Annotated in this window: 29 protein-coding genes; 14 read left to right on the top strand and 15 right to left on the bottom strand. The window is 71.3% G+C overall.

The features are described from left to right. Positions 1 to 330 precede the first annotated feature (330 nt). Entirely contained in the window at positions 331 to 1,767 is a 1,437-nt protein-coding gene (locus tag ACFVYA_RS05780; protein WP_387042838.1) for a hypothetical protein, read from the bottom strand. Between the two features lie 46 nt (positions 1,768 to 1,813). Here ACFVYA_RS05780 and ACFVYA_RS05775 point away from each other — a divergent pair, with 46 nt between their 5' ends. Next, positions 1,814 to 1,978: a hypothetical protein gene (locus ACFVYA_RS05775; RefSeq protein ID WP_387042835.1), complete on the top strand. Its 165-nt coding sequence runs from the start codon at positions 1,814 to 1,816 to the stop codon at positions 1,976 to 1,978. 629 nt (positions 1,979 to 2,607) lie between these two features. On the opposite strand, the gene ACFVYA_RS05770 is transcribed toward ACFVYA_RS05775, so the two are convergent. Next, positions 2,608 to 3,774: a pyridoxal phosphate-dependent aminotransferase gene (locus ACFVYA_RS05770; protein WP_387042833.1), complete on the bottom strand. Its 1,167-nt coding sequence runs from the start codon at positions 3,772 to 3,774 to the stop codon at positions 2,608 to 2,610. Between the two features lie 29 nt (positions 3,775 to 3,803). Between ACFVYA_RS05770 and ACFVYA_RS05765 the strand changes: the two genes are divergently transcribed. Then, a complete protein-coding gene (locus ACFVYA_RS05765) occupies positions 3,804 to 5,102 on the top strand; it encodes a DUF445 domain-containing protein (protein WP_387042830.1) in 1,299 nt (432 codons plus the stop codon). A gap of 214 nt (positions 5,103 to 5,316) precedes the next feature. Here the strand turns inward: ACFVYA_RS05765 and ACFVYA_RS05760 are convergent, their stop codons facing one another. Next, positions 5,317 to 5,781 (bottom strand): CGNR zinc finger domain-containing protein, encoded by a 465-nt coding sequence (locus ACFVYA_RS05760; protein WP_285987866.1) that lies wholly within the window; start codon positions 5,779 to 5,781, stop codon positions 5,317 to 5,319. A gap of 93 nt (positions 5,782 to 5,874) precedes the next feature. Here ACFVYA_RS05760 and ACFVYA_RS05755 point away from each other — a divergent pair, with 93 nt between their 5' ends. The 3 genes from ACFVYA_RS05755 to ACFVYA_RS05745 are packed head-to-tail and all read left to right on the top strand — an operon-like array spanning position 5,875 to position 7,262. Then, positions 5,875 to 6,243 carry a VOC family protein gene (locus ACFVYA_RS05755; protein WP_387042827.1) on the top strand — a complete coding sequence of 123 codons (369 nt, stop codon included), beginning with the start codon at positions 5,875 to 5,877 and terminating at the stop codon, positions 6,241 to 6,243. 7 nt (positions 6,244 to 6,250) lie between these two features. Further along, on the top strand, positions 6,251 to 6,649 hold the full coding sequence (locus tag ACFVYA_RS05750; protein WP_285987868.1) for a zf-TFIIB domain-containing protein: 399 nt from the start codon (positions 6,251 to 6,253) through the stop codon (positions 6,647 to 6,649). 1 nt (position 6,650) lies between these two features. Further along, positions 6,651 to 7,262 carry a nucleoside kinase gene (locus ACFVYA_RS05745; RefSeq protein ID WP_387042825.1) on the top strand — a complete coding sequence of 204 codons (612 nt, stop codon included), beginning with the start codon at positions 6,651 to 6,653 and terminating at the stop codon, positions 7,260 to 7,262. Here ACFVYA_RS05745 and ACFVYA_RS05740 read toward each other — a convergent pair. Next, positions 7,259 to 8,452 (bottom strand): methyltransferase domain-containing protein, encoded by a 1,194-nt coding sequence (locus tag ACFVYA_RS05740; protein ID WP_387042823.1) that lies wholly within the window; start codon positions 8,450 to 8,452, stop codon positions 7,259 to 7,261. The genes ACFVYA_RS05745 and ACFVYA_RS05740 overlap by 4 nt on opposite strands. 147 nt (positions 8,453 to 8,599) lie before the next feature. Between ACFVYA_RS05740 and ACFVYA_RS05735 the strand changes: the two genes are divergently transcribed. The 6 genes from ACFVYA_RS05735 (at position 8,600) to ACFVYA_RS05710 (ending at position 13,151) form a co-directional block, all read left to right on the top strand. Beyond that, positions 8,600 to 9,016 carry a helix-turn-helix domain-containing protein gene (locus ACFVYA_RS05735; RefSeq protein ID WP_285994058.1) on the top strand — a complete coding sequence of 139 codons (417 nt, stop codon included), beginning with the start codon at positions 8,600 to 8,602 and terminating at the stop codon, positions 9,014 to 9,016. Then, positions 9,013 to 9,702, top strand: a complete 690-nt coding sequence (locus ACFVYA_RS05730; RefSeq protein WP_285987871.1) for a hypothetical protein — start codon at positions 9,013 to 9,015, stop codon at positions 9,700 to 9,702. The genes ACFVYA_RS05735 and ACFVYA_RS05730 overlap by 4 nt, the downstream gene beginning before the upstream one ends. Before the next feature lie 84 nt (positions 9,703 to 9,786). After that, the gene (locus ACFVYA_RS05725) at positions 9,787 to 10,080 is read left to right on the top strand and encodes a DUF2516 family protein (RefSeq protein WP_013222364.1); all 294 of its coding nucleotides are present in this window, start codon (positions 9,787 to 9,789) and stop codon (positions 10,078 to 10,080) included. 79 nt (positions 10,081 to 10,159) lie between these two features. Continuing rightward, on the top strand, positions 10,160 to 10,702 hold the full coding sequence (locus ACFVYA_RS05720; protein ID WP_285987872.1) for a YbaK/EbsC family protein: 543 nt from the start codon (positions 10,160 to 10,162) through the stop codon (positions 10,700 to 10,702). Further along, positions 10,699 to 11,706 (top strand): ornithine cyclodeaminase family protein, encoded by a 1,008-nt coding sequence (locus ACFVYA_RS05715; RefSeq protein ID WP_387042820.1) that lies wholly within the window; start codon positions 10,699 to 10,701, stop codon positions 11,704 to 11,706. Before ACFVYA_RS05720 ends, ACFVYA_RS05715 begins: the two co-directional genes overlap by 4 nt. Then, positions 11,703 to 13,151 (top strand): aromatic amino acid lyase, encoded by a 1,449-nt coding sequence (locus tag ACFVYA_RS05710; protein WP_387042817.1) that lies wholly within the window; start codon positions 11,703 to 11,705, stop codon positions 13,149 to 13,151. Before ACFVYA_RS05715 ends, ACFVYA_RS05710 begins: the two co-directional genes overlap by 4 nt. Positions 13,152 to 13,310: 159 nt before the next feature. Here ACFVYA_RS05710 and ACFVYA_RS05705 read toward each other — a convergent pair whose 3' ends face one another. Continuing rightward, positions 13,311 to 14,246, bottom strand: a complete 936-nt coding sequence (locus ACFVYA_RS05705) for a GNAT family N-acetyltransferase (protein ID WP_387042815.1) — start codon at positions 14,244 to 14,246, stop codon at positions 13,311 to 13,313. Between the two features lie 61 nt (positions 14,247 to 14,307). Between ACFVYA_RS05705 and ACFVYA_RS05700 the strand changes: the two genes are divergently transcribed. Then, complete coding sequence (locus ACFVYA_RS05700) at positions 14,308 to 14,871, top strand: cadmium resistance transporter (protein WP_387042812.1); 564 nt, start codon at positions 14,308 to 14,310, stop codon at positions 14,869 to 14,871. A gap of 162 nt (positions 14,872 to 15,033) precedes the next feature. Continuing rightward, positions 15,034 to 15,723 (top strand): M15 family metallopeptidase, encoded by a 690-nt coding sequence (locus ACFVYA_RS05695; RefSeq protein ID WP_387042809.1) that lies wholly within the window; start codon positions 15,034 to 15,036, stop codon positions 15,721 to 15,723. Between the two features lie 140 nt (positions 15,724 to 15,863). Here ACFVYA_RS05695 and ACFVYA_RS05690 read toward each other — a convergent pair whose 3' ends face one another. Together ACFVYA_RS05690 and ACFVYA_RS05685 are read right to left on the bottom strand one after the other, a co-directional pair. Continuing rightward, positions 15,864 to 16,574: an ABC transporter permease gene (locus ACFVYA_RS05690; RefSeq protein WP_285987877.1), complete on the bottom strand. Its 711-nt coding sequence runs from the start codon at positions 16,572 to 16,574 to the stop codon at positions 15,864 to 15,866. Next, positions 16,571 to 17,269: an ABC transporter permease gene (locus tag ACFVYA_RS05685; protein WP_387042805.1), complete on the bottom strand. Its 699-nt coding sequence runs from the start codon at positions 17,267 to 17,269 to the stop codon at positions 16,571 to 16,573. The genes ACFVYA_RS05690 and ACFVYA_RS05685 overlap by 4 nt, the downstream gene beginning before the upstream one ends. Positions 17,270 to 17,407: 138 nt before the next feature. Between ACFVYA_RS05685 and ACFVYA_RS05680 the strand changes: the two genes are divergently transcribed. Then, a complete protein-coding gene (locus tag ACFVYA_RS05680) occupies positions 17,408 to 18,328 on the top strand; it encodes an ABC transporter substrate-binding protein (RefSeq protein WP_387042802.1) in 921 nt (306 codons plus the stop codon). A 1-nt stretch (position 18,329) separates the two neighbouring features. Here the strand turns inward: ACFVYA_RS05680 and ACFVYA_RS05675 are convergent, their stop codons facing one another. The 8 genes from ACFVYA_RS05675 to ACFVYA_RS05640 are packed head-to-tail and all read right to left on the bottom strand — an operon-like array spanning position 18,330 to position 26,197. After that, positions 18,330 to 19,109: a class I SAM-dependent methyltransferase gene (locus ACFVYA_RS05675; protein ID WP_387042799.1), complete on the bottom strand. Its 780-nt coding sequence runs from the start codon at positions 19,107 to 19,109 to the stop codon at positions 18,330 to 18,332. A gap of 29 nt (positions 19,110 to 19,138) precedes the next feature. After that, positions 19,139 to 19,609, bottom strand: coding sequence for a MarR family transcriptional regulator (locus ACFVYA_RS05670; RefSeq protein ID WP_285987881.1), 471 nt, complete (start codon positions 19,607 to 19,609; stop codon positions 19,139 to 19,141). A gap of 32 nt (positions 19,610 to 19,641) precedes the next feature. Beyond that, on the bottom strand, positions 19,642 to 22,314 hold the full coding sequence (locus ACFVYA_RS05665; RefSeq protein WP_387042796.1) for a fumarate reductase/succinate dehydrogenase flavoprotein subunit: 2,673 nt from the start codon (positions 22,312 to 22,314) through the stop codon (positions 19,642 to 19,644). Next, positions 22,311 to 23,030 carry an ABC transporter ATP-binding protein gene (locus ACFVYA_RS05660; RefSeq protein ID WP_387042793.1) on the bottom strand — a complete coding sequence of 240 codons (720 nt, stop codon included), beginning with the start codon at positions 23,028 to 23,030 and terminating at the stop codon, positions 22,311 to 22,313. The genes ACFVYA_RS05665 and ACFVYA_RS05660 overlap by 4 nt, the downstream gene beginning before the upstream one ends. Then, the gene (locus ACFVYA_RS05655) at positions 23,027 to 23,860 is read right to left on the bottom strand and encodes an ABC transporter permease (protein ID WP_387042790.1); all 834 of its coding nucleotides are present in this window, start codon (positions 23,858 to 23,860) and stop codon (positions 23,027 to 23,029) included. Before ACFVYA_RS05655 ends, ACFVYA_RS05660 begins: the two co-directional genes overlap by 4 nt. After that, positions 23,857 to 25,245, bottom strand: a complete 1,389-nt coding sequence (locus ACFVYA_RS05650; protein WP_387042787.1) for an ABC transporter substrate-binding protein — start codon at positions 25,243 to 25,245, stop codon at positions 23,857 to 23,859. The genes ACFVYA_RS05655 and ACFVYA_RS05650 overlap by 4 nt, the downstream gene beginning before the upstream one ends. Further along, a complete protein-coding gene (locus tag ACFVYA_RS05645) occupies positions 25,242 to 25,469 on the bottom strand; it encodes a ferredoxin family protein (RefSeq protein ID WP_103337264.1) in 228 nt (75 codons plus the stop codon). Before ACFVYA_RS05645 ends, ACFVYA_RS05650 begins: the two co-directional genes overlap by 4 nt. Positions 25,470 to 25,480: 11 nt before the next feature. Beyond that, on the bottom strand, positions 25,481 to 26,197 hold the full coding sequence (locus ACFVYA_RS05640) for a GntR family transcriptional regulator (protein ID WP_387042784.1): 717 nt from the start codon (positions 26,195 to 26,197) through the stop codon (positions 25,481 to 25,483). Between the last annotated feature and the right edge of the window lie 189 nt (positions 26,198 to 26,386).

Here is a 26,386-nt window from a genome sequence, read left to right as displayed (position 1 = left end):
GTTTGTTCGCGTGCTTTTATTTTTTGTTATCCGTGCGGGGGCGCGCGGGGCCCCCGGGCGGCCCGGGGGGGGGGGCCGGGGGGGGGGGGGGCCCCCGCCCCCCCGGGACCGGGATCCGACCCGGCCGGGCGCGGTCGGCCGGTCGGAAAGTCTGTGGTTTCGCATGGGTTTCGCCCCTGGGGGTACGTCGGACGCGGCAAGGCGTCGCGAGACGTGAAAGAGCCACGGATCACGTACTGGAGCAGGGGAAACGTCACGCCTCAACAGCGTGCGGGTGCGCCTTGATGATCTTGATTTGGACGCACTTGTCCCCAGCTGCCCGGTCGGGGGTCAGTCGGGGGAGGTGGTGGGCAGGGCGGCTTCCCTGCCCGCGCCGTCGACTTCGTGGTCGCGGCTGGTGCCCATCAGCTTGAGCTGCGTGGTGGTGACGTCGTCGGTGTGGACGGCGAACGCGTGGCGGGCGCCGCCGGGGCCGTCGTGGCCCGGGGCCGCGGTGGGGGCCGGCGCGCTCGGCGCGGTGGTGCCGCCGGGCAGGCCGGGCGTGGAGTCGCCACCGCCGCCCGTGGCGTGGGTGCCGGAGTCGCGCGGCTGCTCGTGGGCCGCCGGCAGCGACTCCGCGTGCCGGACGACGAGGCGCGCGACCGCGACCCGGGTGGTCTGCTGCTGCGGGTCGGCCGTCGTCGGAACCGCGGCCGGGACGGTCTCGAGCACCGTGGCCGGTGCCTGGGTTTGGGTTTGGGTGACGACGGTCGCCGTCACGCCGGGTACGACCGCGATGACGCCGCCGGAGTTCGAGCCGCCGCTGAACACCGGGCCCAGGAGGTCGTCGAGGGGCAGCAGCACGGGCGCACCGGGGTGGCCCGCGAGCGGCTGGGTGAGCGGCGCGAGCACGGTGTGGGAAAGCGTGTCCGTGACGGCGCCGACGGTGCCCGTGACGGTGGACAGCGTTCCGCCGACCACGTCCAGGACGCCACCGAGGAGGCCGCCGAGCAGGTCGCCGCCGGAGGCCGTGGTGGTCTTGGCGGGCGCGGCCGGCTCGTCGGCGATGTCCTTTGTGGTCGCACTGCTGACGGCGTTCAGCGTGCCGCCGACGAGGTTGCCGAGCAGGTTCCCGCTGGAGGAGGTGGCCTTCGGTGCTTCGGCGGTCGAGCTGTCCTCGGAGGTCGCCTTGGTCTTCGGCTTGGTGGTGGCCGCGGTCTCGGCGGGAGTCGAGCTGTCCGGCGTCGTGGCGGCGGGCTCCTCGGTGGAAGAGCTTTCCGGGGCGACCGGCTCGCTGTCCGGCGTGGTGGCCGTCGGCTCGCTGACGGGGTCGCTCTCCGGCGCAGTGGCCGTCGGCTCTGCGGCGGGGTCGCTCTCCGGCGTGGTGGCCGCCGGCTGTCCCTCGGCCGAGCTGTCCTTTGTGGTCTCGGCCGCGGTCGGCGTCTCGTCCGCCTGCGTCTCGTCCGCCGGGGCCGGTTCGGCGCTGTCGCCCTTCGGCTGCACTGCGCAGGTGGCGGCGCCGGTCTCGTGGTGGCTCTTGCGGTGCCGGGCGTGCCAGAACGGCTTCGCGGCGTGGTCCACAGTGGAAACCACGGGCGCTTCGGGGCACGCCGGCCGGTCGGCCGCCGATGCGGTGCTGCCGGACAGCGCGGCGCCGAGCAGCCAGCCCGCGAAGGTCAGGCCGCCGGCGACCAGGATCTTGGCGGCGGGCCGCTGCAGCGAGGCCGTCCACGGGCGCGGTGCACGTGTCCGCGCGTACGAGGCGCCCGCTTTATTCGGCGTGAGCACCGGCCGAGTGCCCGGGGTGCGCGCAGGTCGAAGGCGAGTTCCCAGGGTGAGCGCAGGCCGCACGGGAGCGTCGCGGCGCGCGTCCGCCGTGCTGCTCACCGCCACCACCACCGTCCGCGCCTGCGGCTTCCGCGATTTCCGCTCGAGCCTGTTGTTGCTGGGGTCTTTCTCCGGCCAGGTCGCAGTTCCCCCGGGGCTGCACTCGTTCTAGCACCGCTCGGAGTCTTTCATCTCTCCCGCGTTCGATCCAGCCCGCAAGGCCGAGCAGCCCTGCCGGGCAAGGTATGTACGGCTGACGAGTTGATCACTCTCAGTGCCGTTCGGGTGTGCGCTTACGGCCATTCGGACGAGTTCTGCAATTTGCAGGTTCGGCGCTGACCTGATGTTTCCCGGCGCCCGGACGCGCTTTGTGTCGAGTCGGTTCCGCTCGGTGCGCACGCCGCGGTTTCGGCCGAGCGACCGGAATTCCACCCGGAACGCCGACGGCTGCTGGGCCGAACGGGCTCCCCCGCGCGGCTTCGCTTGCCCTGCGCCGAAACCGCGTGGCTCGAACCGGTCCGGGATCCGGCTGCGGTCCGTGATCGCGGCGACCTCGGCCGGCCGCGCCGCGGGACGTCCGGTGTGGCCGGCCCTCGCCAGGCGGAGCCCCGCGGCGGGGAGCTCGCGGTGCGTGTCGTGGCCGTCGCGGAAGCGGTCGTTTCGTCATCGCGGAGAGTGATGGCCCGGAGCGGCAAAAGGTGGACGGCCGGCCCGTCCCGGCGCGCCGGCCGAGACCGCACCCGCGCCCGATGCCCCGCCCGAACGGCCGTGAAGGACGTCTACTCAGCCGGGTCGCGGTGATCAGACCAGTTTGCGCAATCGGGTGATGGCCTCGTCGATGACCTCGTTGCGCTTGCAGAACGCGAAACGCAGCAGGTGGTTCCACTCGTCCGGGTGATCGGTGAACACCTTGACCGGCACCGCGGCCACCCCGACCCGGCCCGGCAGTTCCCAGGCCAGATCGGCGGCGTCGGTGAAGCCGAGCGGCCGGACGTCGACGCAGACGAAGTACGTGCCCGCCGTCGGCCGGACGGCGAACCCGGCGTCCGCGAGGCCGGCCGAAAGCCGGTCGCGCTTCTCCTGCAGCGACTCGCGCAGGCCGTCGACCCAGGGCAGTTCGTGGTCGAGCGCGTGCGCGACGGCCGGCTGCAGCGGCCCGCCCGACACGAAGGTGATGAACTGCTTCGCCGCTTTCACGGCCGCGACGAGTTCCGGCGTCGAGCAGACCCAGCCGATCTTCCAGCCGGTGCAGTTGAACGTCTTGCCGGCGCTGGAGATGCTCACCGTCCGCGGCCGCATGCCGGGCAGCGTGACCAGCGGGATGTGCTCGGCGTCATCGAAGACGAGGTGCTCGTAGACCTCGTCGGTGATCGCGATCAGGTCGTGTTCGACGCACAGCGCGGCCAGCGCCTCCAGCTCGGCGCGGGTGAACACGGTCCCGGTCGGGTTGTGCGGCGAGTTCACCAGGATCGCCCTGGTCCGCGGCGTGACGGCGGCGCGCAGGCCGTCGACGTCGAGGCCGAACCGGCCGTCCGGGCCTTCGACCAGGCCGACGACGCGGCGCTCGGCGCCCGCCATCGCGACCGCGGCGGCGTAGGAGTCGTAGTACGGCTCGATGACGATCACCTCGTCACCGGCCTCGGTCAGGGCCAACAATGCTGCCGCAATGGCCTCCGTCGCGCCCGCCGTGACCAGGATCTCGGTGTCCGGGTCGTACTCGGTGCCGTAGCGCAGCCGGTGCCGGGCGATCGCGGCCCGCAGCTCGGGCCGTCCGGGCCCCGGCGGGTACTGGTTCGCCCCGCCGAACAGGGCGTTCTTCGCCGCTTCGAGCATGCCGTCCGGGCCGTCGGTGTCCGGGAAGCCCTGGCCGAGGTTGACCGCGTCGTGCCGGACGGCCAGCGCCGTCATCTCGGCGAAGATGGTCGAGGTGAACGGCCGGAGCCGGGGGACGAGAGCAGGTTCGCGCACGATCAGCCATCCTCACGGACAATGGCGATGTGGAGCAACTGACCCCCGCGAAGGTGACGCCCGCCGACCCACCGGGCGGCGCGGCCGGTGAAGAGGAAAAGCGGCGTGCGCTGCGCAAGATGAAGCTCGTCGCGCTGTCGTTCCTGCTCGGCGCGACGCTCTTGTTCCTGCTGACCAGCTGGGCGCAGGCGAGCGGCTGGCCGGGCTGGGTCGGGTACGTGCGCGCCGCGGCCGAGGCCGGCATGGTCGGCGCGCTGGCCGACTGGTTCGCCGTCACGGCGCTGTTCCGGCACCCGCTCGGGCTGAAGATCCCGCACACGGCGATCATCCCGAACAAGAAGGACGCGCTGGGCAACAGCCTCGGCGACTTCGTCGGCTCGAACTTCCTCTCCGAGGAGGTCATCCGCGACAAGCTCAAGCGCGTCGAGATCGCGAAGCGGCTCGGCGGCTGGCTCGCGGAGCCGGAAAACGCCGAGCGCGTGACGTCCGAGCTGGCCACGGCGGTCCGGGCCGCGGTGAAGGTGCTCCGCGACGAGGACATCCAGGCGATCATGGAGCAGGCCGTCGCGCGCCGGATCATCGACAAGCCGTGGGGCCCGCCGCTGGGCAAGATCCTGCAGGGCGTGTTCGCCGACGGCGCGCACCACAAGCTCGTGGACCTGATGTGCGACCGCGGCTACGAGTGGGTGCGCGACAACCACACGACGATGCTGCGCGTGGTGTCGGACCGGGCGCCGAGCTGGTCGCCGAAGTTCGTCGACGAGATGCTGGCGGACAAGGTCTACGGCGAGGTGCTGTCCTTCGCGTGGGCGGTCAAGACCGACGTCAACCACCCGATGCGGCTCGCGCTGGACAAGTTCCTCGGCGAGTTCGCCCAGGACCTGCAGAGCAACCCGGACGTGATGGCCCGCGCCGAGCAGGTCAAGGGCCAGATCGTGCACCACGAGGAGGTGCAGCGGCTGATCGGCTCGGCGTGGAGCACGGCGAAGGAGATGCTGCTGACCGCGGCCGAGGACCCGTCGAGCGAGCTGCGCCGCCGCGTCCGGCTCGGGCTGACCTCGCTCGGACAGCGGCTGATCACCGACGACCAGCTGCGCGCGAAGGCCGAAGGCTGGGTCGAGGGGGCCGCGGCGTACCTCGTGAAGAACTACTCACGGGAAATCACCACGATCATCACCGACACGGTCGAGCGATGGGACGCCGAGGAGACGTCCCGCAAGATCGAGCTCCAGGTGGGCCGCGACCTGCAGTTCATCCGGATCAACGGCACGGTGGTGGGCGCGCTCGCCGGGCTCGTCATCTACGCCGTCGCGGAGCTGTTGTTCTGAGGAGCTTGGTCATATACCACACCCGGGGCAGCTTCAAACCAGTTGTCCACAGGAAGCTGAGTTATCCCCCGGGTTATCCACAACTTTTCACGGTGATGGCCTAACGGCTGTCCACAACGTGTGGGGGCAGGGCGGTCCGGGGCGTGGATATGTGGTGCATCGTCCCCAAGTTGTCCACAGCCGTTCGAGTGTCCGCCGCTCGGATGAGGGCTCCTCAGCCCGCGGCGGCGCGGGCCCGCCAGCCGCGCGCCTTCTCGCGGTTGCCGCAGACGCGCATCGAGCACCACGTCCGCGAGCGGTTGCGCGACTCGTCGTAGAACGCCCACAGGCAGGTGTCGGCGGGGCAGATCTTCAGCCGGATCCAGTCACCGCGCACGACCAGCCGCGCGCAGGCGGCGAACACCGCGCCCACGACGTCGTCCGCGACGAGCGCCGGCCCGTCGTCGGTGAGGGAGATCCGGGTGCCGACGTCGACACGCGGTTCTCCCTGCAGCCGCGGGTCGCCGATCGCCGCGCGCAGGGCGTCCCGCGCCGCGCGGGCCTCGCCGGCCGGATTGGCCGCCAGTGCGTGCGCGGCCGCCCACTCGTGCCACTGCCCGGGATCTTCGAGCAGGTCGGTGCCCTCTTCGACGTTGACCGTGTTGAGGAACTCCACCACGAGGGAGGCGTCGGTGTGCACTTACCGAGTGTACGGCGGTTGCCTTCGGGTGTACTAACCCACATAATCGCTTCACTGGTTACTCAGGATTACTCAGGATCGAAGGGAGCGACGATGAGTGCGGTACCGACCCTGGGTGTGGTGGCCCTCGACTGCCCCGACCCGGTGGCGCTGGCCGAGTTCTACCGCGCGGTGCTGGAGTGGGAGGCGCCCGAAGTGGCCGAGGACGGGCACTGGGTGACGCTGGCCAATCCCGCCGGTGGTGCGGGCATCGCGTTCCAGCGGGTGCCCGACTACCGGCCGCCGGCGTGGCCGTCCGCGGAGAATCCGCAGCAGCTGCACCTGGACCTGAACGTCACGGACCTGGAGGCGGCGCACGAGCGCGTGCTCGGGTTGGGCGCGAAGCTGCTCGACGACAAGCCGGAGACGTTCCGCGTCTACGCCGACCCGGTCGGGCACCCGTTCTGCCTCTGCGCCTGCTGACCCGTTTTTGCGTAGGCTCGGCGGTGTGATTTGTCCGAAGTGTCAGAACCAGATGCGGACCGTCGACAAGAACGGCATCCACATCGACCAGTGCGACGGCTGCCGCGGGATCTTCCTCGACCGCGGTGAGCTCGAGGCCATCGTCGGTGCGGAGAGCTCGTTCTACGGCCGGCAGCAGCCGCCGCCGTACCAGGGCGGCCACGGCCGTCCCGACTCGCCGCGGCCCTACCGCGGCGGCCACCCGGACTCGCCGAAGGCGTACCGCGGGGGCTACCCCGATTCGCCGCGGCCGCACCGCGGCGGCTACCCGGACTCGCCGCGGCCGCACCGGGGGTACCCGGATTCGCCGCGTCCGTACGGGCAGGGGCACCGCAAGCGCAGCTTCCTCGAGAACCTGTTCGACTGAAATGGGTCTCGACCTGCGGATCTGTCCGGCGTGTGGGGAGCTGGCCGAACACCCGGTCGTCGAGGGCTCCGTCATCACGTGCCCGAAGTGCGGGCACGAGCGGCCGTTCCGGAAGCTGCCCCTGTTCGCGCTGACCGGCCCGAGCGGCGCCGGGAAGTCGACGATGGGGCCGCTGCTGGCCGAGCGGTTCGCCGGTGACGTCGTGCTGCTGGAGCAGGACATCCTCTGGATCGATGCCCTGCGCGGCGACGTCACGTCGTTCCGCTCGGTCTGGCTGCGGATGGCGGCGATGGTGCAGCAGAACGGCCGCCCGGTCGTGCTGTGCGGGACGGTGGCGCCGCCGGAGTTCGAGCAGCTGCCGGAGCGCGCGTTCTTCAGCGACATCCACTACCTGGCGCTGGTCGGGTCGCCGGACTCGCTGCGGGTCAGGCTGCGGGCGCGTCCGGCCTGGCGTGAGTGGGACGAGCCGCGGATCGAAGAGATGCTGGAGTTCAACGACTGGCTGCGGAAGTCGGGCCCGGGCCTCGGTGTCGACCTCTTCGACACCACGGACGCGTCCCGCGAGGCGACGGCCGATCACGTGGAGAGGTGGATCCGGGCGCGGCTGCCTTAGTCCGCCGGACCGAGGTCAGCCCCCGGTGCGGGTGGCCGGTCGCTTCGGTCCAGCGGCCAGGTGCGGCCGTCCGGGGAGTCGAGCCAGAACTCCTGCCGGTCGGCGGTCACCGTCACCCCGAACCGGTCGCGGTCCGGCTTGCCCAGCTCGCACCACTCGACGAAGGCCGCCTCGGCGAGCTCCCACAGCGCCCGCGGGCCGCCCTGGGCGACCTCGTCGGCGCCGCCGCGCTTGCGGTGGCGGACCCACGAGCCGTCCGGGTGCACCAGCGCGACGCCCGGCGTTTCGTCGCCGCCTTCACGCACCGGCCGGACGCCGGGCAGCGCCAGTCCCGCGAAGAACTCGAACTGCTTGCGGGGCTGGAGCACCGTCGACATCGGCAGCCGCGTCTGCTCCCAGTCGCCGCGCGACGGCATCGGCAGCGGGCCGGTCTCCGGTAGCCGGTGCGCGCGCAGCGGCATGAAGCGGCCGTCGCGCGCGAGGACGCGGCCCTGCGCGGTGCCGTCTTCGCCGGCGACCAGCCGGACCAGCCCGGCGCCGATCGGGCGGTTCAGCGTCGTGACGATCAGCCCGCCCGGCGCGGTCTGCGCCAGCCAGGCCGGCGGGATCGACGATACCGAAGCGGTGCACAGCACCCGGTCGAAGATCATCCCGGCCGGGAAGCCGAGCGCGCCGTCGCCCACGGCGCACGCCGGATGGTGACCCGCGGCGGCCAGCCGCTCGCGCGCGGCCGCGACGATCACCGGATCGATGTCCACTGTGGACACCCGGCCGGCGCCGCAGCGGTGGCTCAGCAGCGCGGCGTTGTACCCGGTGCCGGTGCCGATCTCGAGGACGCACTGCCCGTCGCGCACCCGCAGCTCCTCGAGCATGATCGCCATGATCGAGGGCATGCTCGACGAGCTCGTCGGCGTACCCGCCACCGGGCCGGTGCGCCGGGCGCGCTCCCAGCGGTCCGGGTCGTCGTCGAGCTGCGTCACCAGCACGTCGCGGGAGTAGACCGTCTCCAGCCAGCCCGGGTCGCCGCGGTCGACCGCCGCCCACAGCCCGCCCGCCGGCACGAAGAACCGCGGCAGGAAGACGTGGCGGGGGACCGCGCGGAAGGCGGCGATCCATTCCGGCGCGTGCAGGACGTCCTCGTCGAGGAGGTGCTCGACGAGGCGTCGCCGCAGCCGGGCCGAGCGCGTCATGGGACCACGGTAGCGGTGAGCACCACCACACTCGATAGTTGCAAGCAGAGTGCTTGCAATAGCTAGCACTCGCGCGTACCGTCGAAGGTGTCGCGAGGAGGTGACCGGATGGCAGAGACCGGTGGGACGTCAGGATCCGGCAGTCCCATGGAGAAGGTCGCGGACATCGCTTCCGACATCGGCGAGTACATCCGCCAGCAGCGCAACACCGCGAAGATTTCGTTGCGCCAGCTGTCGAAGCTCGCCGGCGTGTCCAACCCGTACCTGAGCCAGATCGAGCGCGGGGTGCGCAAGCCCAGCGCGGAGATCCTGCAGCAGATCGCCAAGGGCCTGCGCATTTCGGCGGAAGCGCTGTACGTGCAGGCCGGGATCCTCGACCTGCCGACGGGCGGCCCGGTGGGCGACGCGATCCGCGCCGACGCCGAGCTGACCGAACGGCAGAAGCAGGTCCTGCTCGACGTGTACGAGTCCTTCCGCCGGGAGAACGCCGCGGCACGGCCGGCCGCCGAGCCCACTCCCGCACCAGACACCACACCAGCCGCGAACACCAAGGAGTCAGCATGACCACCCCCAAGACCGAAGACGTCAAGAAGGCCGTCACCACCGCCCTCGACCAGGTCCGCACCCCGCTGCTCGCCGCGCTCGGCGCCGGCAACCTGGCCACCCACGCCGTCACCGACGCCGTGGCGAAGGCCAAGGAGAACGTGACCAAGAGCGGCGAGGTCGCCCGCAAGAACCTGCAGGAGCTGCCGACCGACGTCGAGAGCCTCCGCGAGAAGCTGGACCCGGCCGAGCTGCGCAAGGTCATCGACGAGTACACCGAGGCCGCGCTCAAGCTGTACAACAAGCTGGCCGAGTCGGGCGAGCAGGCGTGGGACAAGATCGCCACGCAGCCGCAGGTCAAGAAGGCCATCGAGCAGCTCGAAGAGGCCCTGACCACCGCGCAGGGCCAGGCCGAGGTCGTGACCACCGAGGTCCGCGAACGCGTCGACGGCGTGCTGGCCAAGGTGACCAAGCGCACCCGCTCGGCCGGCGAGAAGACCGCCCGCAAGGTGACGAAGGTCGCCGGCGAAGCGGCCGACGCCGTCGAGGAGCTGGGTGACGACGTCGCCCACGAGACCCGCTCGGTCGCCCGCAAGGCCGCCAACAAGACGGCCCCGAAGACGGCCGCCCCGGCCCGCCGCACGACCACGACGACCACCACCAGCGCCGCCGCGAAGAAGCCGGCCGCGCCGAAGACCGACAAGTGACATCGCCGTGAACTCCCGGCCCCGCCACCGCACCCCCGGTGGCGGGGCCGGGGTCGTTCGGGTGGTTTGCCGTAAGCTGTCGCTGTGCTAGTCGCCATCTGGATCCTCAATGTCATCCACTGGGGCAGCGCGCTGGTCGGGCTCTTCGCCTTCGTGCACGCGCTGCTCCAGCGCGCCGACGCGTACTCCGCGGCCGACCGCAAGACCAAGCCCATCTGGATGCTGATCACCGGTGGCGCGACGCTCGCCATGGTGCTGTTTCCGGTGATGGGACCCGGGATGATCTTCTACGTGCCCGCGATGGCGGCGGCCCTGGTCTACATCGTGGACGTCCGCCCGAAGCTGATCGAAGTCCAGCGCGGCGGCTCCAGCTGGTGAACCACGTCCCGGCGCTGTCGCGCCGGATGTGCCCCCTTCCTGTCCGCGCCCGCTCCGGCGGGCGCTGTTTAATGGGGTCGTGACCTGGACGATCGCCGGGAGCCTCACCGTCGTTCCCGCCCCCACGCGTACTGACCTGCTCGCCGAGCCCGTGGCCAAGGCCCTGGCCGCGCTCGCCGACCCGGACGCCGTCGGCGTCGCGGAGATCGACCCCACGCTCGCCGACACCGCCGCCTTCTGCGAGGCCTACGGCTCGCCGCTCGAGGCGTCCGCGAACTGCGTCGTCGTCGCCGGCAAGCGCGCGGGCGAAGTCCGCTTCGCGGCCGCGCTCGTGCTCGCGACCACCCGCGCCGACGTCAACGGCGTGATCAAGCGCCGCCTCGACGTCCGCAAGGCGTCGTTCGCGCCGATGGACGAAGCCGTCTCGCTGACCGGGATGGAGTACGGCGGCATCACGCCGGTGGGCCTGCCCGCCGAATGGCCGATCCTGCTCGACCGCCGCGTCGCCGACGCACCCGAGCTCGTCATCGGCAGCGGGATCCGCGGCAGCAAGCTGCTGATCTCCGGCGCCGCGCTGGCCGCCCTGCCCGGCGCCGAGGTCATCGAGGACCTCGCCCGGTGACGTCCGTCTGGCTCCGGTACCTGACCGGTGCCGACATCGACGCGCTCGGCGTCACGGACGCCGACATCGTCGCCGCGGTCGAGGACGTGCTCGCCGACCACGGCCGCGGTCAGGTCGTCTTCGAGCCGCGTACGCACCTCGTGCCGGACAACGGCGGCAAGGGCCACTTCAACATCCTCCGCGGCCACCTGTCCACGAAGCAGGTCAGCGGTGTGAAGGTCGTCGGTGACTTCGTGGGGAATTTCGAACGGGGCCTCCCTTCGGAAATGGCGTTGATCCTGTTGCTCGACCCGGACACCGGCATGCCGCGGGCGATCGTCGACGGCACGATGATCACCGAGGCCCGCACCGGCGCGATGACCGCCGTCGGCGCGAAGTACCTGGCCCGCCCGGATTCACGGGTGCTCGGGCACATCGGTGCCCGTGGTACCGCCTGGTGGAACGTCGTGCTGCTGGACTCCTTGTTCGACTTCGCCGAGATCCGCGTGACCAGCAAGCGCCCGGAGTCGCGCGAGGACTTCGGCCGCCGGCTGTCCGAGCGGCTCGGCAAGGACGTCCGCGTCTGCGCCACGGCCGAGGAGACCCTGGACGGCGCGGACATCCAGGTCGAGGCCTCCCGGCTCGTCGAGCCCGAGGCGCTGGTGCGCCGCGAGTTCCTCCGGCCGGGCACCTTCCTGGTGCCCTACGGCACGATCAGCGCGCTCGAGCTCACGCTGCTCGACGACATCGACAAGGTCGTCGTCGACGACTGGCGCGAATCGCGGTCCGGCAACCCGCGGTTCGGCGCCCTGCGCCCGCAGCTCAACGCCGGCCTCCTCACCGCGGACAACGTCCACGCCGAGATCGGCGACATCGTGGCGGGCAGCAAACCCGGCCGCGAGCACGACGCCGAACGGATCCTGTTCTGGCACCGCGGACTGTCCACAACGGACGTTGCGGTGGCGAACATGATCCTCGCCCGTGCCGAGGCTTCCGGCGTCGGCACCATGCTGCCCTACCGATGATCGTCTCCGACAGCGAGTTCGCTGACAGTGAACGGTTGATTCTGGACAAACCGCTGGTAGAAGCGCTGAAGCGACGTCGGGAAGAGGTCTTGACGGCCCTTGCGGAGCCGGGAAACCCGGTCTACGGGGTCACCACCGGGATGGGCCGCCTCGCAGGTGTCGTCCTGGATCCGCGGCAGCAGGCCGAGCACCAGCGCAACCTGCTGGTCGGCCGGGCCGTCGGCGGGCCGCCGTGGCTGCCGCCCGAAGACGTCCGCGCGCTGCTCGTCGTTCGCCTGCGCGACTTCCTGCGGCCGTGGTCGGGGGTGAGCCCCGAGCTGGTGCAGTTCCTGGTGGACCGCTTGAACGACGGCTTCACGCCCGCGGTGCCGCGCTTCGGGCTCGGCAGTTCGGGCGAGATCATCGCGCTCTCCCACGCGTGTCAGACGTTCCTCGGCATCGGCACCGTTTTGGAGGACGGTGTCGAAGTGCCGGCCGCCTCGGCGCTCGCTGCGCGTGGTGCCACGCCTTACGTCCTTGGGCCGAAAGAAGGTGCTTCGCTGCTTCAGGGTTCTCCGCTGGCGGTGATGCACGCGGCGCGTGGCTGGACCGAAACCCAGCAGCTCATCGACCTGCAGACGCTCACCGCGGCGATGGCGATCGACGTGCTCGGCGCGCCGCGTGCGGTGTTTTCGCCGGCCATGGCGGGCGGCGACGACCACCTGCGTGCGTTGCTGCACGAGCTGACCGAACTGGCGGGCCTCGGCCCGGTGCGGCCGGGTGTGGTGCAGGCCCCGCTTTCGGTGCGGGTCGCGCCGCGGGCACTGGCGCACGCTTCCCGCGTCAACGGCGACTTGCACGAGACCCGGCGACGCTGGGAGACGATGCCGGGTGATTCGCCGTCCTTCGTCGACGGTTCTTTCGTTCCGGGCACCGGGTATCACGCGGTGGACCTGGGGTTGCGGATGGACGCGGTGACGGCTGCGCTGGTGCACCTCGGCGAGATTTCGGTGCAGCGGACGCACCGGTTGCTGGACGAGCGGTTCAGCGGGTTGCCGCCGCAGCTCACGGCCGATCCGGGACCGAGGGCGGGGTTGGTCCCGCTGCACAAGCGGGCGGCCGGCGAACTGCACGCGCTGCGCCGGCTCGCTACACCGGCGACGCTCGGTTCGATCGACACATCGGCAGGCCAGGAGGACGTGCAAGCGTTTGCGTCGGCGGCCGGCGAGCAACTGCGCGCGGCGGCTTCGCACCTTTTCGCGATCACCGCGTGTGAGCTGATCACGGCTTCCCAGGCCCGGTACCTGGCCGGCGGGGAGGGCGCGCCGGGGCTTCGCGTGGGCTACCGGTGGGTGCGGTCGGTGGTGCCGCCGCTGGACGAAGACCGCTCTCTCGGACCCGAGGTCGAGCGCCTGGTCGCGGTTTGCCGGGCCGCCTTTTTCGACGATCTGGCGACGCTGACCTGACCCGCCCGCGGGGGCGCCCCCCGTCTCGACACTATCGCGTGGTGCCGACGCTTTCGGGGCTATGGCGAGGAAATCCACCGGGTTGTCCACAGGTTTGCCCCGATGTGGACAACCGCCTGCCGGAGGCCGCCGAATCGGACATCCGGCGGGGGTGGGGCGCTACCTTCGTCGTTGTGCGCCCTCCGGGGACGCGGACCCCGGGAAAGGAGGGATACGACGGCGGGTCCGCGTGAAGGTGAGGGTGCGGGCATACGGGCGGAAGCCCAGATCGCGATACAGAGGGAGGGCACCTGCGGATTTCGGATGGTTGATCACCGGGTACACGACGGCTTCGCGAGCGCCGGCGTGGTGGGCCGCGTGCAGCGCGGCGAGGCACACCGCGCGGGCGAGCCCTTCGCGACGGAACTCCGGCAAGGTTCCGACGGGCTCCAGCTCGCCGACGGCATTGCGTTCGTCGAGCCAGATCAGGCACTGGGCGGCGAACCGGCCGTCGGGTGCTTCGACGACCCAGTCCAGTGCGGTCCGGTACGGCCAGGCGGCCATGACGGTCCGGTAGCCCGGTTCGGTCACCCTCGACGGGTGCCAGACCGCGCGGTGGACCGCCACACGGCGGGCCAGATCGTCCGGGCCGACCGGCCGGAGCGTGAATCCGGCGGGCACGACCGGCTCGGGCAAGTCAACGAGGAGGCGAGACATATACGACTGGTGAACGGAACTCTCCTGAAGCGCGTAACCGCAACGCTCCAGAGCGGCGACGACATGCTTCTCGGCGTCGAGCACGGTGACAGCGAGCTCACCCGCGGAAGCGGTGTCCTCGAACCAGCTGAGCACCTCGGGCACGAGTTCGGGGCGCGCCGGATCCACGAGCAGCGCGAGTTCACCGGGTAGCGAAATCCAGCCCCACGCGACGACTTCGCCGCCCGCTTCCCACAGCACGGTCGGCCACTCGGCGTCCCGGCCGGCGTGCTGGAACCGCTGCCACGCGAGATCCCCGACGTGCAGCGAACTCGCCTTCGACCAGATCCGCTGGGCCAGGCTCTGCATGGCCCGCAGGTCGGCCGGACCGGCGTAGCCGCGGCGCGTGACGGCGGGCATGGGCAGAATCGTGTTGTACCGCGCCGGCCCTCGCCAAGCGGTTTTACCGCGGAGGTGGGTGTTGGACGTCGGACTGCTCGGGCGCGCGGCGGCGATGTTCGCGGTGACGAACGTCGACGACCTGGTGCTGCTGGCGGTGTTCTTCGGCCAGGCGGCCGGACGACGCGGCGAGCTCAAGGTCGTGGCGGGGCAGTTCTCGGGCTTCGCGGCGATCTTGGCGGTGTCGGTCGCGGGAGCACTCGGTGCCGGCCTGCTGCCGGACGGCGCGGTCCGCTGGCTGGGCGTGCTGCCGGTGCTGCTGGGAATACGCGCGGCGTGGCAAGCGTGGCGTCGGGACGACGACGAGCCACCACCGGCGGCCGGCGTGCTCGGAATCGCGACGGTGTGCTTCGCCAACGGCGGCGACAACGTCGGGGTGTACGTCCCGGCGTTCGCCGCGACGGGGCCCGCGGGCCTGGTGGGCTACGTGGTGGTGTTCCTGGCGGGCGTGGCGGTGTGGTGCGCCGCGGGCCGGTCCCTGGCGACCCGCCCGGGCGTCGCCCGGCTACTCGCCCGGTGGGGCCACGTGGTGCTGCCGGCCGTGCTGATCGCACTCGGCGTGCTGATCCTGGTCGGCGGGTTCTAGGGGGCGCCCGAACCCCCCTGGTGCTGCTGCTTTGCGAGCCCAGCGGTCGTGATCGCAGACGCGGTTCGCGCGCGCGAAGTCCGTGGCAGCGCTGGAGGTTGAGTCGTTGTGGCGTATCCGACTCCGGCGCAGCCGAACCGCGGGGCAAGGCGTGTGGTGATCATGAATCTGAGAACCAGAGTTCTGGCCATCATCACGTTCACGTTCGCCGCGGTCCTGGCCCTGGCCGCGCCGGCGCCGGCTGCCACGGCCCAGACCGTGGAAGTCGCTGCTCCGGCCGGGAGTGGGCTCGCGCCCTACATTGCCGTCATCAGGCCCGTCACCGCCGAGCGGCTGGGGAACAGCTGGCACGAGGGGTGCCCGGTCGGGCCTGACCAGCTGCGGCTGATCACCCTGAGCCACCTCGGCTTCGACGGTGCCGTGCACCGGGGCGAACTGATCGTCAACGCCGACCGGGCCTTCGAGGTCGCCCGCACCTTCGCCGACCTGTACTTCGGGCGGTTCCCCATCGAGCGGATGGAGACCGTGGAGAAGTACAACTCCGACGACGACGCGTCCATGGCGGCGAACAACACTTCGGCGTTCAACTGCCGGGCGATCACCGGTGGCACCGCGTGGTCGAACCACTCCTACGGCCGTGCGATCGACATCAACACCGTGCAGAACCCCTACATCTCCGGCAGCGGCGCGGTCTACCCGCCCAACGGTGCGCCTTACGTCGACCGCACCCAGAACGTGCCCGGCATGATCCACGCCGGTGACGTCACCGAACAGGCCTTCACCACCCGCGGCTGGACCTGGGGCGGCTCCTGGGACACCCCGATCGACTACCAACACTTCGAGAAGCCCTGACACACACGGAAACGGGCTGCGTCTGGGATGGGCCACGACGGTAACCGCAGCCTCGCGCACTGGGGATGATCGACAGGCGCCCGGGATCGCCGCCGGATGGGGTGGCGGCCTTCCCGGGCGTCGGCCGGTGGGCCGCCGGTCTAGTCGCGGCGGGCGTTCTGCAGCGCGAGGCCGCGCGGTGTGGCCGCGCGGGTGATCAACGCGAACGCGCCGTCGCACAGGAGCGCCAGCAGCACCGCTGCCAGGCCGCCCGCGAAGATCGCTCCGTAACCCTGGGCTCCGACCGCGAAGCCGTCGACTATGTAACGGCCCAGGCCGCCGCCGTCGTTGACGATCGCTCCGATGGCCACCGTGGCGATCAGCTGGAGGAACGCCACCCGGGCGCCCGCCAGGATCACCGGGGACGCCAACGGCAGCTCGAGGCGCAGCATGATCTGCCCCTCGCGGTAGCCCGTTCCGCGGGCCGCGTCGATCGTCTCCTGCTCCAACGTCACGACACCCGCGTACGTGTTCGTGAAGAGCGGGGGCATCGCCAGCGCGACCAGGGCCAGCAGCAACGGCCAGAACGTCGTGTCCAGCTCCCAGCGGCTCGCCAGGAACCAGAACAGGATGATCAGCCCGAAACTCGGGATCGCGCGCCCGATGTTCACCGCGCTGCTTGCGAGGAACGCGCCGCGGCGGTAGTGGGCGAGCCACAGCGCCGCCGGAATGGTCAGCGCCGCCGCGATCGCCAGGGCGAGGAGGGAAAACCTGAGGTGCTCCAGGGTGCGGTACGGGACGCCGGCCTTGTCGGTCCAGCTCCAGCGGTTCGGGTCCGCGAGCCACGCGTTCAGCTGGTCGAGGAAGCTCATCGCGTCCGCACCTTCCGCGACCAGGGCGCCAGCACGCGCTCGCTGAGCCAGAGGACCAGGTCGACCACCACCGCCAGGACGACCGAGAGGCCCACGCCGACGATGATCATCGTCGGGTTGGGGGTCGCCGTCTGGATGCCCGCGCGGATGAAGTAGCCCAGACCGCCGAGGCCGAGCATCGAGGTGACCGTCACCAGGCCGATCGTCGTCACCGCCGCGACACGCAGGCCGGCGATCACCACCGGCAGGGCGAGGGGCAGCTCGATCTGCCAGAGCAGCCTGCCGCGCGTGTACCCCATCCCGACCGCGGCCTCGCGGACCTCGTTCGGCACCTGGTCGACGCCGGTGACGATGTTGCGGATCAGGATGAGCAGCGTGTACGTCGCGAGCGGGATCATCGCGGAGACGAACGTCAGCCCGAAGAACGGCACCAGAACCGCGAACGCGCCCAGGCTCGGGATCACGTACAACGCGCCCGCCGTGCCGAGGATCACCGGGTACGACCAGCGGTAACGCAGGGAGACCACGGCGAGCCCGATCGAAACCACCAGGCCGATGCCGAGCGCGGCGCCGGTCAGCGAGATGTGCTCGACGAGGCGCTGGACGATGGCGTCGGCGTTGCGGTCCACCCACTTCCACTGGAAGATCGGGGGCCCGCTGTCGGCGGCCAGCGGCGTCACCGTGTTCACGTGCACCGGGCGACCCTACCCCGATCGGGCCCAAATATTCCGCGGAGTGGGAATTTGGGGGGCTATCTCCCACGATGTGGATTCTTGTCGGAGGTCGGGACTAGGGTCCTTTCGTCTGTTGGAGTGACGAAGGAGTGGGGATTCGTGCGCTGGTTCCGTAACGCGTCCGTGGTGGCGGTGGCCCTCGCGGCGACGCTCGGTTTGGCCGCCTGTGGCGGCGGCGACAGTGGTGACAAGCCCGCCGCGCAGGGCAAGGGCGGGGCGCCGATCGTCGTCGCGTCCTTCAACTTCACCGACAGCCAGATCCTCGCCGAGATCTACGCGCAGGCGCTGGAGGCCAAGGGCTACCCGGTGACGCGCAAGCTGAACCTCGGGTCGCGGGAGCTGATCTACCCGTCGCTGAAGTCCGGTGAGCTGCAGTTCATCCCGGAGTACCAGGGTGCGGCGATCACCACCGGCTTCGGCAAGGAGGCCGGCAAGACCGCGCAGGAGGAGCACGAGCAGCTGGCGAAGCTGTTCGAGGCCAGCGGCATCGGGCTGCTGAACTTCGCGGCCGCCGAGGACAAGAACACCTACATCATCAAGTCCGACCTGGCCAAGGAAAAGGGCATCGCGTCGATCAGCGACCTGAAGAAGCTCGACAAGGTCGTCATGGCCGGCCCCCCGGAGTGCGAGAAGCGCCTTCCGTGCTTCAAGGGCTTCACGGACGTCTACAAGCTGACCAACATCACCTTCCAGACGATCCAGGAGGCCGGGCCGCGCGTCGAGCAGCTCAAGTCCGGGGCCGTCACGGTCATCCCGGTCGACTCGGTCAGCCCGCTGACCGGTGACTCGAAGTACACCGTGCTCAAGGACGACCTCAACATCGTGCCGACCGAGAACGTCGTGCCCGCGGTGACCAAGAAGGTGCTCGACGAGCGTGGCGCCGACTTCGCCAACGCCGTGAACGCCGTCAGCGCGAAGCTGACGACCGACGTCATGCGGGACCTGAACAAGCGCGTCGACTCCGACGGCGAACGAGCCGAAGACGTCGCGAAGGACTGGCTGGGCCAGGCCGGGCTCTGAGCTACGCGGTCCCGCTGACGACCCACGCCCGGGCCGTCAGCGGGATCGAGCCGTCCGGATTCGCCGGCAGGCGGCTGCGCAGCAGCTCGCGGATCCGGTCGCGGTGCGCCTGCGGCAACGTGGCCAGGTACGTCGGCGCCGGGCCCTGCGCGCCGAGGAACGGCTGCCAGTAGTCGTCGAAGTCCGCGAACACCGTCGGGATCCTGATCTCGCCGACGGACACCGCCGTGAAGCCCGCGTCCGTCCACAACCGGCCCAGCGGCTCCGGGCGGCACAGCGGGAACCGGCGGCCCTCGTCCAGCTCGGCGACCGTCTCCGGGTCGAGCTCGCCGGCCGCGTCCCAGAAGCGGCGGATCAGCTCCATGCCCTCGGCGAGGTCCCACAGGTAGGTGGCGGCCAGGCCACCCGGCGCGGTTACGCGCGCGATCTCCGCCGCGGCGCGGTCCGGGTCGGGGACGAAGTTCAAGACCAGGCCCGACACGACCACGTCGAACCGGGCGTCCGGGAACGGCAGCGAGCGGGCGTCGGCGAGGGTGAACGTCGCCCGTGGGTCGGTCACGCGGGCGCGAGCCGTCTTCAGGAATCCCTCGGACGGGTCGGCACCGACGACTTCGGCGGGGTCGGCCGCCGTCAGCACCGCCGAAGTCAGTGCGCCGGTGCCGCAGCCGACGTCGAGCCAGCGCCGGCCCGCCGGGGCGCCGAGCTGCCGGACGAACGTCTCCGCGATCCGGCGGCTCCACCGTCCGATGTAGGCCTCGTACGCGTCGCCTGACTGCCACATGCCCCCGAGTACAGCACAGAAACCGCTGCTCAGCCGCCGGTCAGCGACCCGGTCGCGTCCTGGCCCGCCGACGTCGCGCGGCGCAGGAACCCGGCGATCAGCGCCAGCTCGTCCTCGCTGTAGCCGGCGCAGAGCTCGTCCATCGCGGTGTTCATCCCCGCGTACAGCCGGAACAGCTCCCCGTTGCGGCCGCGGACCGCGCGGACGGTGACCGAGCGCCGGTCGGCCGCCTCGGGGTCGCGTTCGCGGACGATCCAGCCGCCCTTCTGGAGCCGGTCGAGGATGCCGGTCATCGTCGCCGGGTGCAGCCCGGCCCGGCGGGCCAGCGCGCTCGGGCCGAGCGGGCCGTGCCGGGCGATCAGCTCCAGGCAGTCGAGGTCGACGTCCTTGAGCGCCAGCTGGGCGCTGACCTGGTGGTTCAGCAGCGAAAGCTGGTTGCGCAGCTCACGCAGCGCGTCCTTCACCGCCACCGTCGACCGGCGGTGTGCTCCCGCACTCATATGACCCTCGTATCAGTCGGCTGGAGAGCAGCCTAACCGCCGAGGGCCATCCGCGTGTACGCGCGGACGTCGGCGTCCGAGTCGCCGCGCCGCGCCCGCAGCCGCGCGGCGACCTCGGCCGAGTCCGCCCACTTGCCCAGCGCCTGGACGGCCGCCCGCCGGACGTTGGGGTGCTCGTCTTCCAAGGCTCCGAGCAGTGGTTCCGACGGCGCGGCCAGCGCTCCCAAAGCCGTCGCCGCGCCGCGGCGCACCTGCCACGCCGGGTCGGCGGCCGCGGCCACCGCGAGGTCCGGCAGGTCGCCGCCGCAGCCGAGGTCGGCGGCGGCGGTCAGCGCGGCCGCGCGCACGAGCAGGTCCGGGTCGACGGCCAGCGCGGACACCGTCCCGGTGGCCCGCGGGTCGCCGATCGTCCCCAGCCCGGCCGCCACCGCGACCCGCACCTCGCGTGACGCGTCCGAGGCCGCCTCCGCCAGCGTCGAAGCCGCGTCCAGCGACACCAGGCCGCGGACCGCCTCCAGCCGGACCACGACCGCCGGGTCGGCCAGCGACGCGGCGAACAACGGCGCGTCGCCGAGCCGCAGCGCCCGCAGGACGTCCAGCGCCACGGACCGCACGTCGGCGTCGGACACCGTCAGCGCCGACCGCAGCCCGCCGGCCAGGGACGACGACGGCGTCAGCACCTCCACCAGCTCCCGCAGCCCGGCCGCCGCCGCGGCCCGCACCCGCGCGTCGATGTCGTGCAACGCCGTGACCAGCGCCGGCCCGAAGCCGTCCGGCGCCGACTCGGTGAGCACCGCGATCGCCGTCGTCCGCACCTCCGCATCCGGATCGGACAGGTACGGCGACAACGAGGAGAGCGACGGCTGTTCCTCCGCCATGGCGACGACTTCGAGGACCCGCGGCGACGAATGCGTCCGCGCCGAAGAGACGGTGGCCACGTCCGGCGGCGTGTGCCCGCTGAAGGCCGTGTGGGTACCGAGGACCTCGACGTCGAAGTCCGGCACCGAGAACTCCGGCACCGGCACGACGTAGGGCGCCACCGGCCGCTTCAGGAACTCCATCTCCCCGGACGCCGTCTTGCGCAGGTTCAGGTGCGCGAGCCACGAGACGTCGTCGCGGCCCGGGTGATCGGTGCGGTCGTGGTAGAGGCCCCACCGGCTCTCGGTCCGCACCAGCGACGCCCGCGCCGCCATTTCGGCGCAGTCGCGGATGAACGTCACCTCGGCGCAGCGCATCAGCTCGTGCGGCGTCCGCGCGCCCATGCCCGCGATCTCGCCGGTCATCCGCGCGAACGTCTCGAGGGCGATCTCCAGCTTCGCCGTCGTCTTGGGCGGGGCCACGTAGTCGTTGACGAACCGCCGCAGCTTGTACTCCACCTGCTGCTGCGGCGGACCGTCCGGAGTGGACAACGGCCGGTAGATCAGCTCGTGCGCGAGACCGATCTGGTCCTCCGGCAAGGGAACCCGCGAAGCGAGGTGCGTGCTGGCGTGCGCGCCCGCGAGATCGCCGTAGACGAACGCGCCGATCATGTAGTTGTGCGGCACGCAGGCGAGGTCGCCCGCCGCGTACAGGCCCGGAACCGTCGTCGCGCCGTTTTCGTCCACCCAGACGCCGGACGCCGAATGGCCTCCGCACAGGCCGATCTCCGAGATGTGCATCTCGACGTCGTGCGTGCGGTAGTCGTGGCCACGGGTGGCGTGGAACGTCCCGCGCGTCGGCCGTTCGGTCGTGTGCAGGATGTTCTCCAGCGCGCCGAGCGTCTCCTCCGGCAGGTGCGTCAGCTTGAGGTAGATCGGCCCGCGTGCCGACGAGATCTCGCGCGCCACCTCGGCCATCATCTGCCCGGACCAGTAGTCGCAGTCGACAAAGCGATCCCCGGCCGCGTTGACCTGGTAGCCGCCGAACGGATTGGCGACATAAGCGCAGGCCGGGCCGTTGTAGTCCTTGATCAGCGGGTTGATCTGGAAGCACTCGATCCCGGACAGCTCGGCGCCCGCGTGATAGGCCATCGCGTACCCGTCACCGGCGTTGGTCGGGTTCTCGTACGTCCCGTACAGGTAGCCGCTCGACGGCAGGCCCAACCGGCCACAAGGGCCGGTCGCCAGGATGACCGCGGACGCCGAAACCGTGACGAACTCGCCGGTCCGCGTGTTGAACCCGGCGGCGCCGACCGCCCTCCCGCCGGACGTCAGCACCCGCACCGGCATCACGCGGTTCTCGATGGTGATGCGCTCGCGCATGTGCTTCTGCCGCAGCACGCGGTAGAGCACCTTCTTGATGTCCTTGCCCTCCGGCATCGGCAGCACGTAACTGCCGGACCGGTGCACGCGGCGGACGGCGTACTCGCCGTACTCGTCCTTTTCGAACTTGACGCCGTACTTCTCCAGCCGCTGCACCATGGCGAAGCCGCGCCGCGCGGTCTGGTACACAGTGGACTGGTTGACGACGCCGTCGTTGGCGCGGGTGATCTCGGCGACGTAGTCCTCGGGCGTGGCCTTGCCCGGGATGACCGCGTTGTTGACGCCGTCCATGCCCATGGCCAGCGCACCCGAGTGCCGGACGTGCGCTTTCTCCAGCAGCAGCACGTTCGCGCCGTGCTCGGCGGCGGTCAGCGCGGCCATCGTCCCGGCCGTCCCGCCGCCGATGACGAGGACGTCGGTCTCGAAGTGCGTCCGCGAGGTCAGCGGGGGTGCCTCGAACGTCATGCCGCCACCAGCCCGTCCAGGACCTGGGCGCGCTCGGCCGCCACCGCGGGCTCGGCCTTCCGCGGCCGCGACGATTCGACGACCTTCGCGAGCCGCCCGTCGCGGGTCAGCACCGCGACGCGGTCGGCCAGGAACAGCGCCTCGTCGACGTCGTGGGTCACGAACACCACGGTCGTCGGCCGCTTGCGCCAGACCTCCACGAGCAGCCGCTGCATGGCCGTGCGGGTCTGGGCGTCCAGCGCCCCGAACGGCTCGTCGGCCAGGATCACCCGCGGCGACCCGGCGAGGGTGCGGGCGAGCTGGACGCGTTGCCGCATGCCGCCGGAGAGCTCCCGCGGCAGGTGGTCCTCGTACCCGGCCAGGCCGACCTGGGACAGCCAGGACTCCGCTTCGGTCCGCCGCCGGCCCCGCGGGACGCGCCGGATCGACAGTGGCAGCTCGACGTTGCGGCGCACCGAACGCCACGGCAGCAGCCCGTCGTCCTGGAACACCAGGGCGCGCTCGGCCGACGTGCCGGTCACCGGCACGCCGGCGGACAGGATCCGGCCCGACGACGCCGGGAGCAGGCCGGAAAGGGTGCGCAGCAGCGTCGACTTGCCGCACCCCGAAGGCCCGGTGACGGCCAGGATCTCGGCGTCGGCGATGTCCAGGTCGATGCCGGACAGCACCGCGCGTTGTCCGTAGTGGACGGTCAGGTTCTCGATGCGCAAGCTCATGAGTTCTCCCCTCGGGGCAGCCAGCGGGTGGCGCGGCGGCCGAGCAGTTCGACGGCGGCCGAGGTGACCCAGCCGAGCAGGCCGATGGTGAGCATCCCGACGATCACGCCGGGGTAGTCGACGACGGTGTAGGCCTGCCAGGTCCGGTAGCCGACGCCGAACTCGCCGGAGATCATCTCCGCCGAGATCACGCAGATCCACGAAACGCCCATGCCGACGGACAACCCGCCGAACACGCCGGGCAGCGCGCCCGGCAGGACGACGTTCCACAGCACGCGCCGCCGCGAGCCGCCCATCGTGCGGATCGCGTCCTCCCAGACCACCGGCAGCGCGCGCACCGCGTGCCGCGTCGAGACGACCACCGGGAAGAACGCGGCGACGAAGGTGATGAAGACGATGCCCTGCTCGTTGCTGGGGAACAGCAGGATCGCGATGGGCACCATCGCGATGGCGGGGATCGGCCGCAGGACCTCCAGCAGCGGCTGGACGACGTCGGACGTGCCGCGGGAGCGCGCGATCGCCGTGCCGAGGCCGATCCCGAACACCGCGGCCAGCGCGAACCCGGTGACGATGCGGCGCAGGGAATCGAGCAGGTCCTGGTAGTAGACGGCGGTGCCGAGCTGGTAGCCGAGGTCGCGGGCGACCTCGACCGGCGTGGGCAGGCGGTCGAAGTGCAGCCACACGTCGACGTCGAACGCGGTCAGCAGCTCCCACACCACCAGCGCGGCGACGATGCTGCCCACGCGGACGGCGAGCCGGCTGAACCGCCGTCTCGGTGGCGCGGGTGGAGCGGCGACGGCGGTGGGTTCGTGTTCGAGGGTCTGGGTCATCGGGACTCCTCCACGGCTTGCGCGTAGCTGACGATCGAGCCGGGGTGCCCGGCGAGGTGGGCGCGGGCGCCGTCTTCGGTGGTGAAGGGCAGCAGCGCGCCGCCCGCCTCGCGCACCCAGACGGCCTTGTCCGCGAACCAGCGGGTGCCCGTGGCCGCGTCCGGGACGTAGGCCGCGCGGACCGGCTTTCCGGCGTGCGCCACCGCCTTGAGCAGGCACGATGGCGTGGCCGCGGGGTGCGTCGCGGTCTCCCCGGTCAGCCACAGCTCACCGGCGGTGCGCGGATCGGTGACGGGCCGCGAGCACGTCGTGTCGAAGCCGGTCACCGGCGCCGGGTTGTCCAAAATGGATGCTGCACTGTCGTAAGCCGGACCGTAGATCTCCCGCAGGTACCGGTCGTCGACGAACGCGCCGAGGTCGAGCCGCTTGATGTTGCCGATCGAGCGCAGGAACGGCGCGTCGGTTTCCAGCGCGCCGAGCAGCGGGCGCTTCAGCGGCAGGTCGAAGGTGACCATGCCGCCGGCGCCGTTGTAGAGGTAGACGACCTCGGCCGGGAGTTTCGTGGCGGTCGCGACCTTCAGCGCCGCGTCCATCGGGTGCGTGTGCAGGTAGTCCGTCGCATCGCGCTGGGCGCGCAGGAACTCCGTGACGACGTCGTGGTGACTGTCCGCATAGGACTCCCGCACGACCACGCCGTGCCACGTCGGCAGCTTCAGCGCCGAGCCGTCGTAGAGCAGCCGGGCCTGGTTCGCGAACACCAGCTGGCCCGGCCACGCGACGAACTGCCCGAGCGCGTCGACCGACCCGGACAGCAGCCCGGACGCGCCGACCGCGGGCGCCTGGTTCTGGAGGTGGACCTCGCCGGTGCCGATGCCGATGTTCTGCAGGGCGTGCACGGTGGTGCCGTGCCCGGCCGAGCCGATGCTGGTGGAGATCTTCTTGCCGCGCAGGTCGGCCAGGGTGCGGGCCGGCGAGTCCGGCGGCACGACGACCATGTTCAGCGCGCCGAGCAGGTTGTAGCCGGTGGCGGCGATCAGCTTGGTGCGGCCGTCGCCGAACTCCTGCGTCCGGGAACCGTTGATGAGCAACGGGTAGTCGCCCATCGAGCCGATGTCGATCTTGCCCGCGACCATCTGCGCGGTGATCGGCGCGCCGGTCGAGTAGTCCTGCCAGGTGACGTGATAGCGCTTCCCGTCCCGCTTGCCGAGGTCGGCGAGGCGCTGCTCGAAGTACCCGAGCGAGCGGAGCAGCGTGCCCGCGGTGACGGTGTTGATCGTCTTCGACTGGTAGCCGATCACGACGTCGACGTCCTTCGACGACGACGCGTTCGCGGTGCAGCCCGCGGCCAGCAGCGCGGCGGCGAGCAGGAGCCGGGCGGCCTTCACCGCAGCAGGTAGGGCATGTTGATGGTGACCGCACCGGTCGGGCAGCGCGCCGCGCACGGCCCGCAGTACCAGCACTCGTCGACGTGCATGTACGCCTTGTCGGTGTCCGGGTCGATGGCCAGCGAGTCGAGCGGGCACATGTCGACGCACAGGCGGCAGCCGTCGAGGCACTTCGACTCGTCGATCGTCACCGGGACGTCGATCCGGCTCGGTACGAGGGGCATGGCGGTCTCCTTCAGGAACGGTCGAGGCGGGCGCGCATGGTGAGGCGGTCTCCGCGCAGCCGGATGTATTCGAGGTCGACGGGCCGTCCGTCGGCGAAGTGCGTGAGGCGCTCCCACCGCAGGAGCGCCGCGCCCGGCGGCACCCCCAGCACAGCGGCGGTTTCGGGGTCGGCGTTGAGGGCTTCGACGTCGATGTCGGCGTAGCCCAGCCGCTGCCCGGACGTCTCTTCGATGAGCGCGAAGACGTCGCGGCCGGCGAGGTCGTGCTCCAGCAGCGGTTTCCCGATCTCCGGCAGCAGGTAGGTGAGGTCGAGTGACAGCGGGACGCCGTCGAGCTTTCTGAGCCGCTCCAGGTAGACGACCTCCGAGCGCTCGGGCACGCCGAGCCGGTGCGCCACCACGGCGGGCGCGGGCACCAGGTCCGCGGTCCGGACGTCGTTGGTGACTTCGCCGTGTTCCCGCAGCACCTCGGCGAGCCCGGCCAGCCGGTTGAGGCCGTGCGGGTACTTGTGCCCGACGACGACCGTGCCGACGCCGGGCTGGCGCGCGATCAGGCCGTCGTCGCGCAGCAGTGCCAGCGCCTCCCGCACGGTGTTCCGGGTCGCCGAGAACTCCACCGTGAGGTCCTCCTCGCACGGCAGCGTCTCGTCGGCCAGCACCTGACGGCGCAGCAGGTCGGCGACCTGCCTGGCGCTGTCGGACCTCGTCCGCCGGGGTGTCGTGGGCATGGCGGCGAGAATGGCCAGCGGACGTTAACACCGTGTTACGCCACTTCCGTCGCTTCGCGCAGATCTCTGACCTGCGGAAACAGGTGTCCAGAGCGGACTTCCGCCGCTCACTATCTGGGACGTGCCAGGGCGCCCGCCGCGGGTGCGGCGCGCGGTGAAATCGTGGACCCTGATCTGTACGCCGGGAGA

The organism is Amycolatopsis sp. NPDC058278, assembly GCF_042881395.1.
GTDB lineage: Bacteria > Actinomycetota > Actinomycetes > Mycobacteriales > Pseudonocardiaceae > Amycolatopsis.
This window is presented reverse-complemented; position numbering and strand designations above follow the sequence as displayed.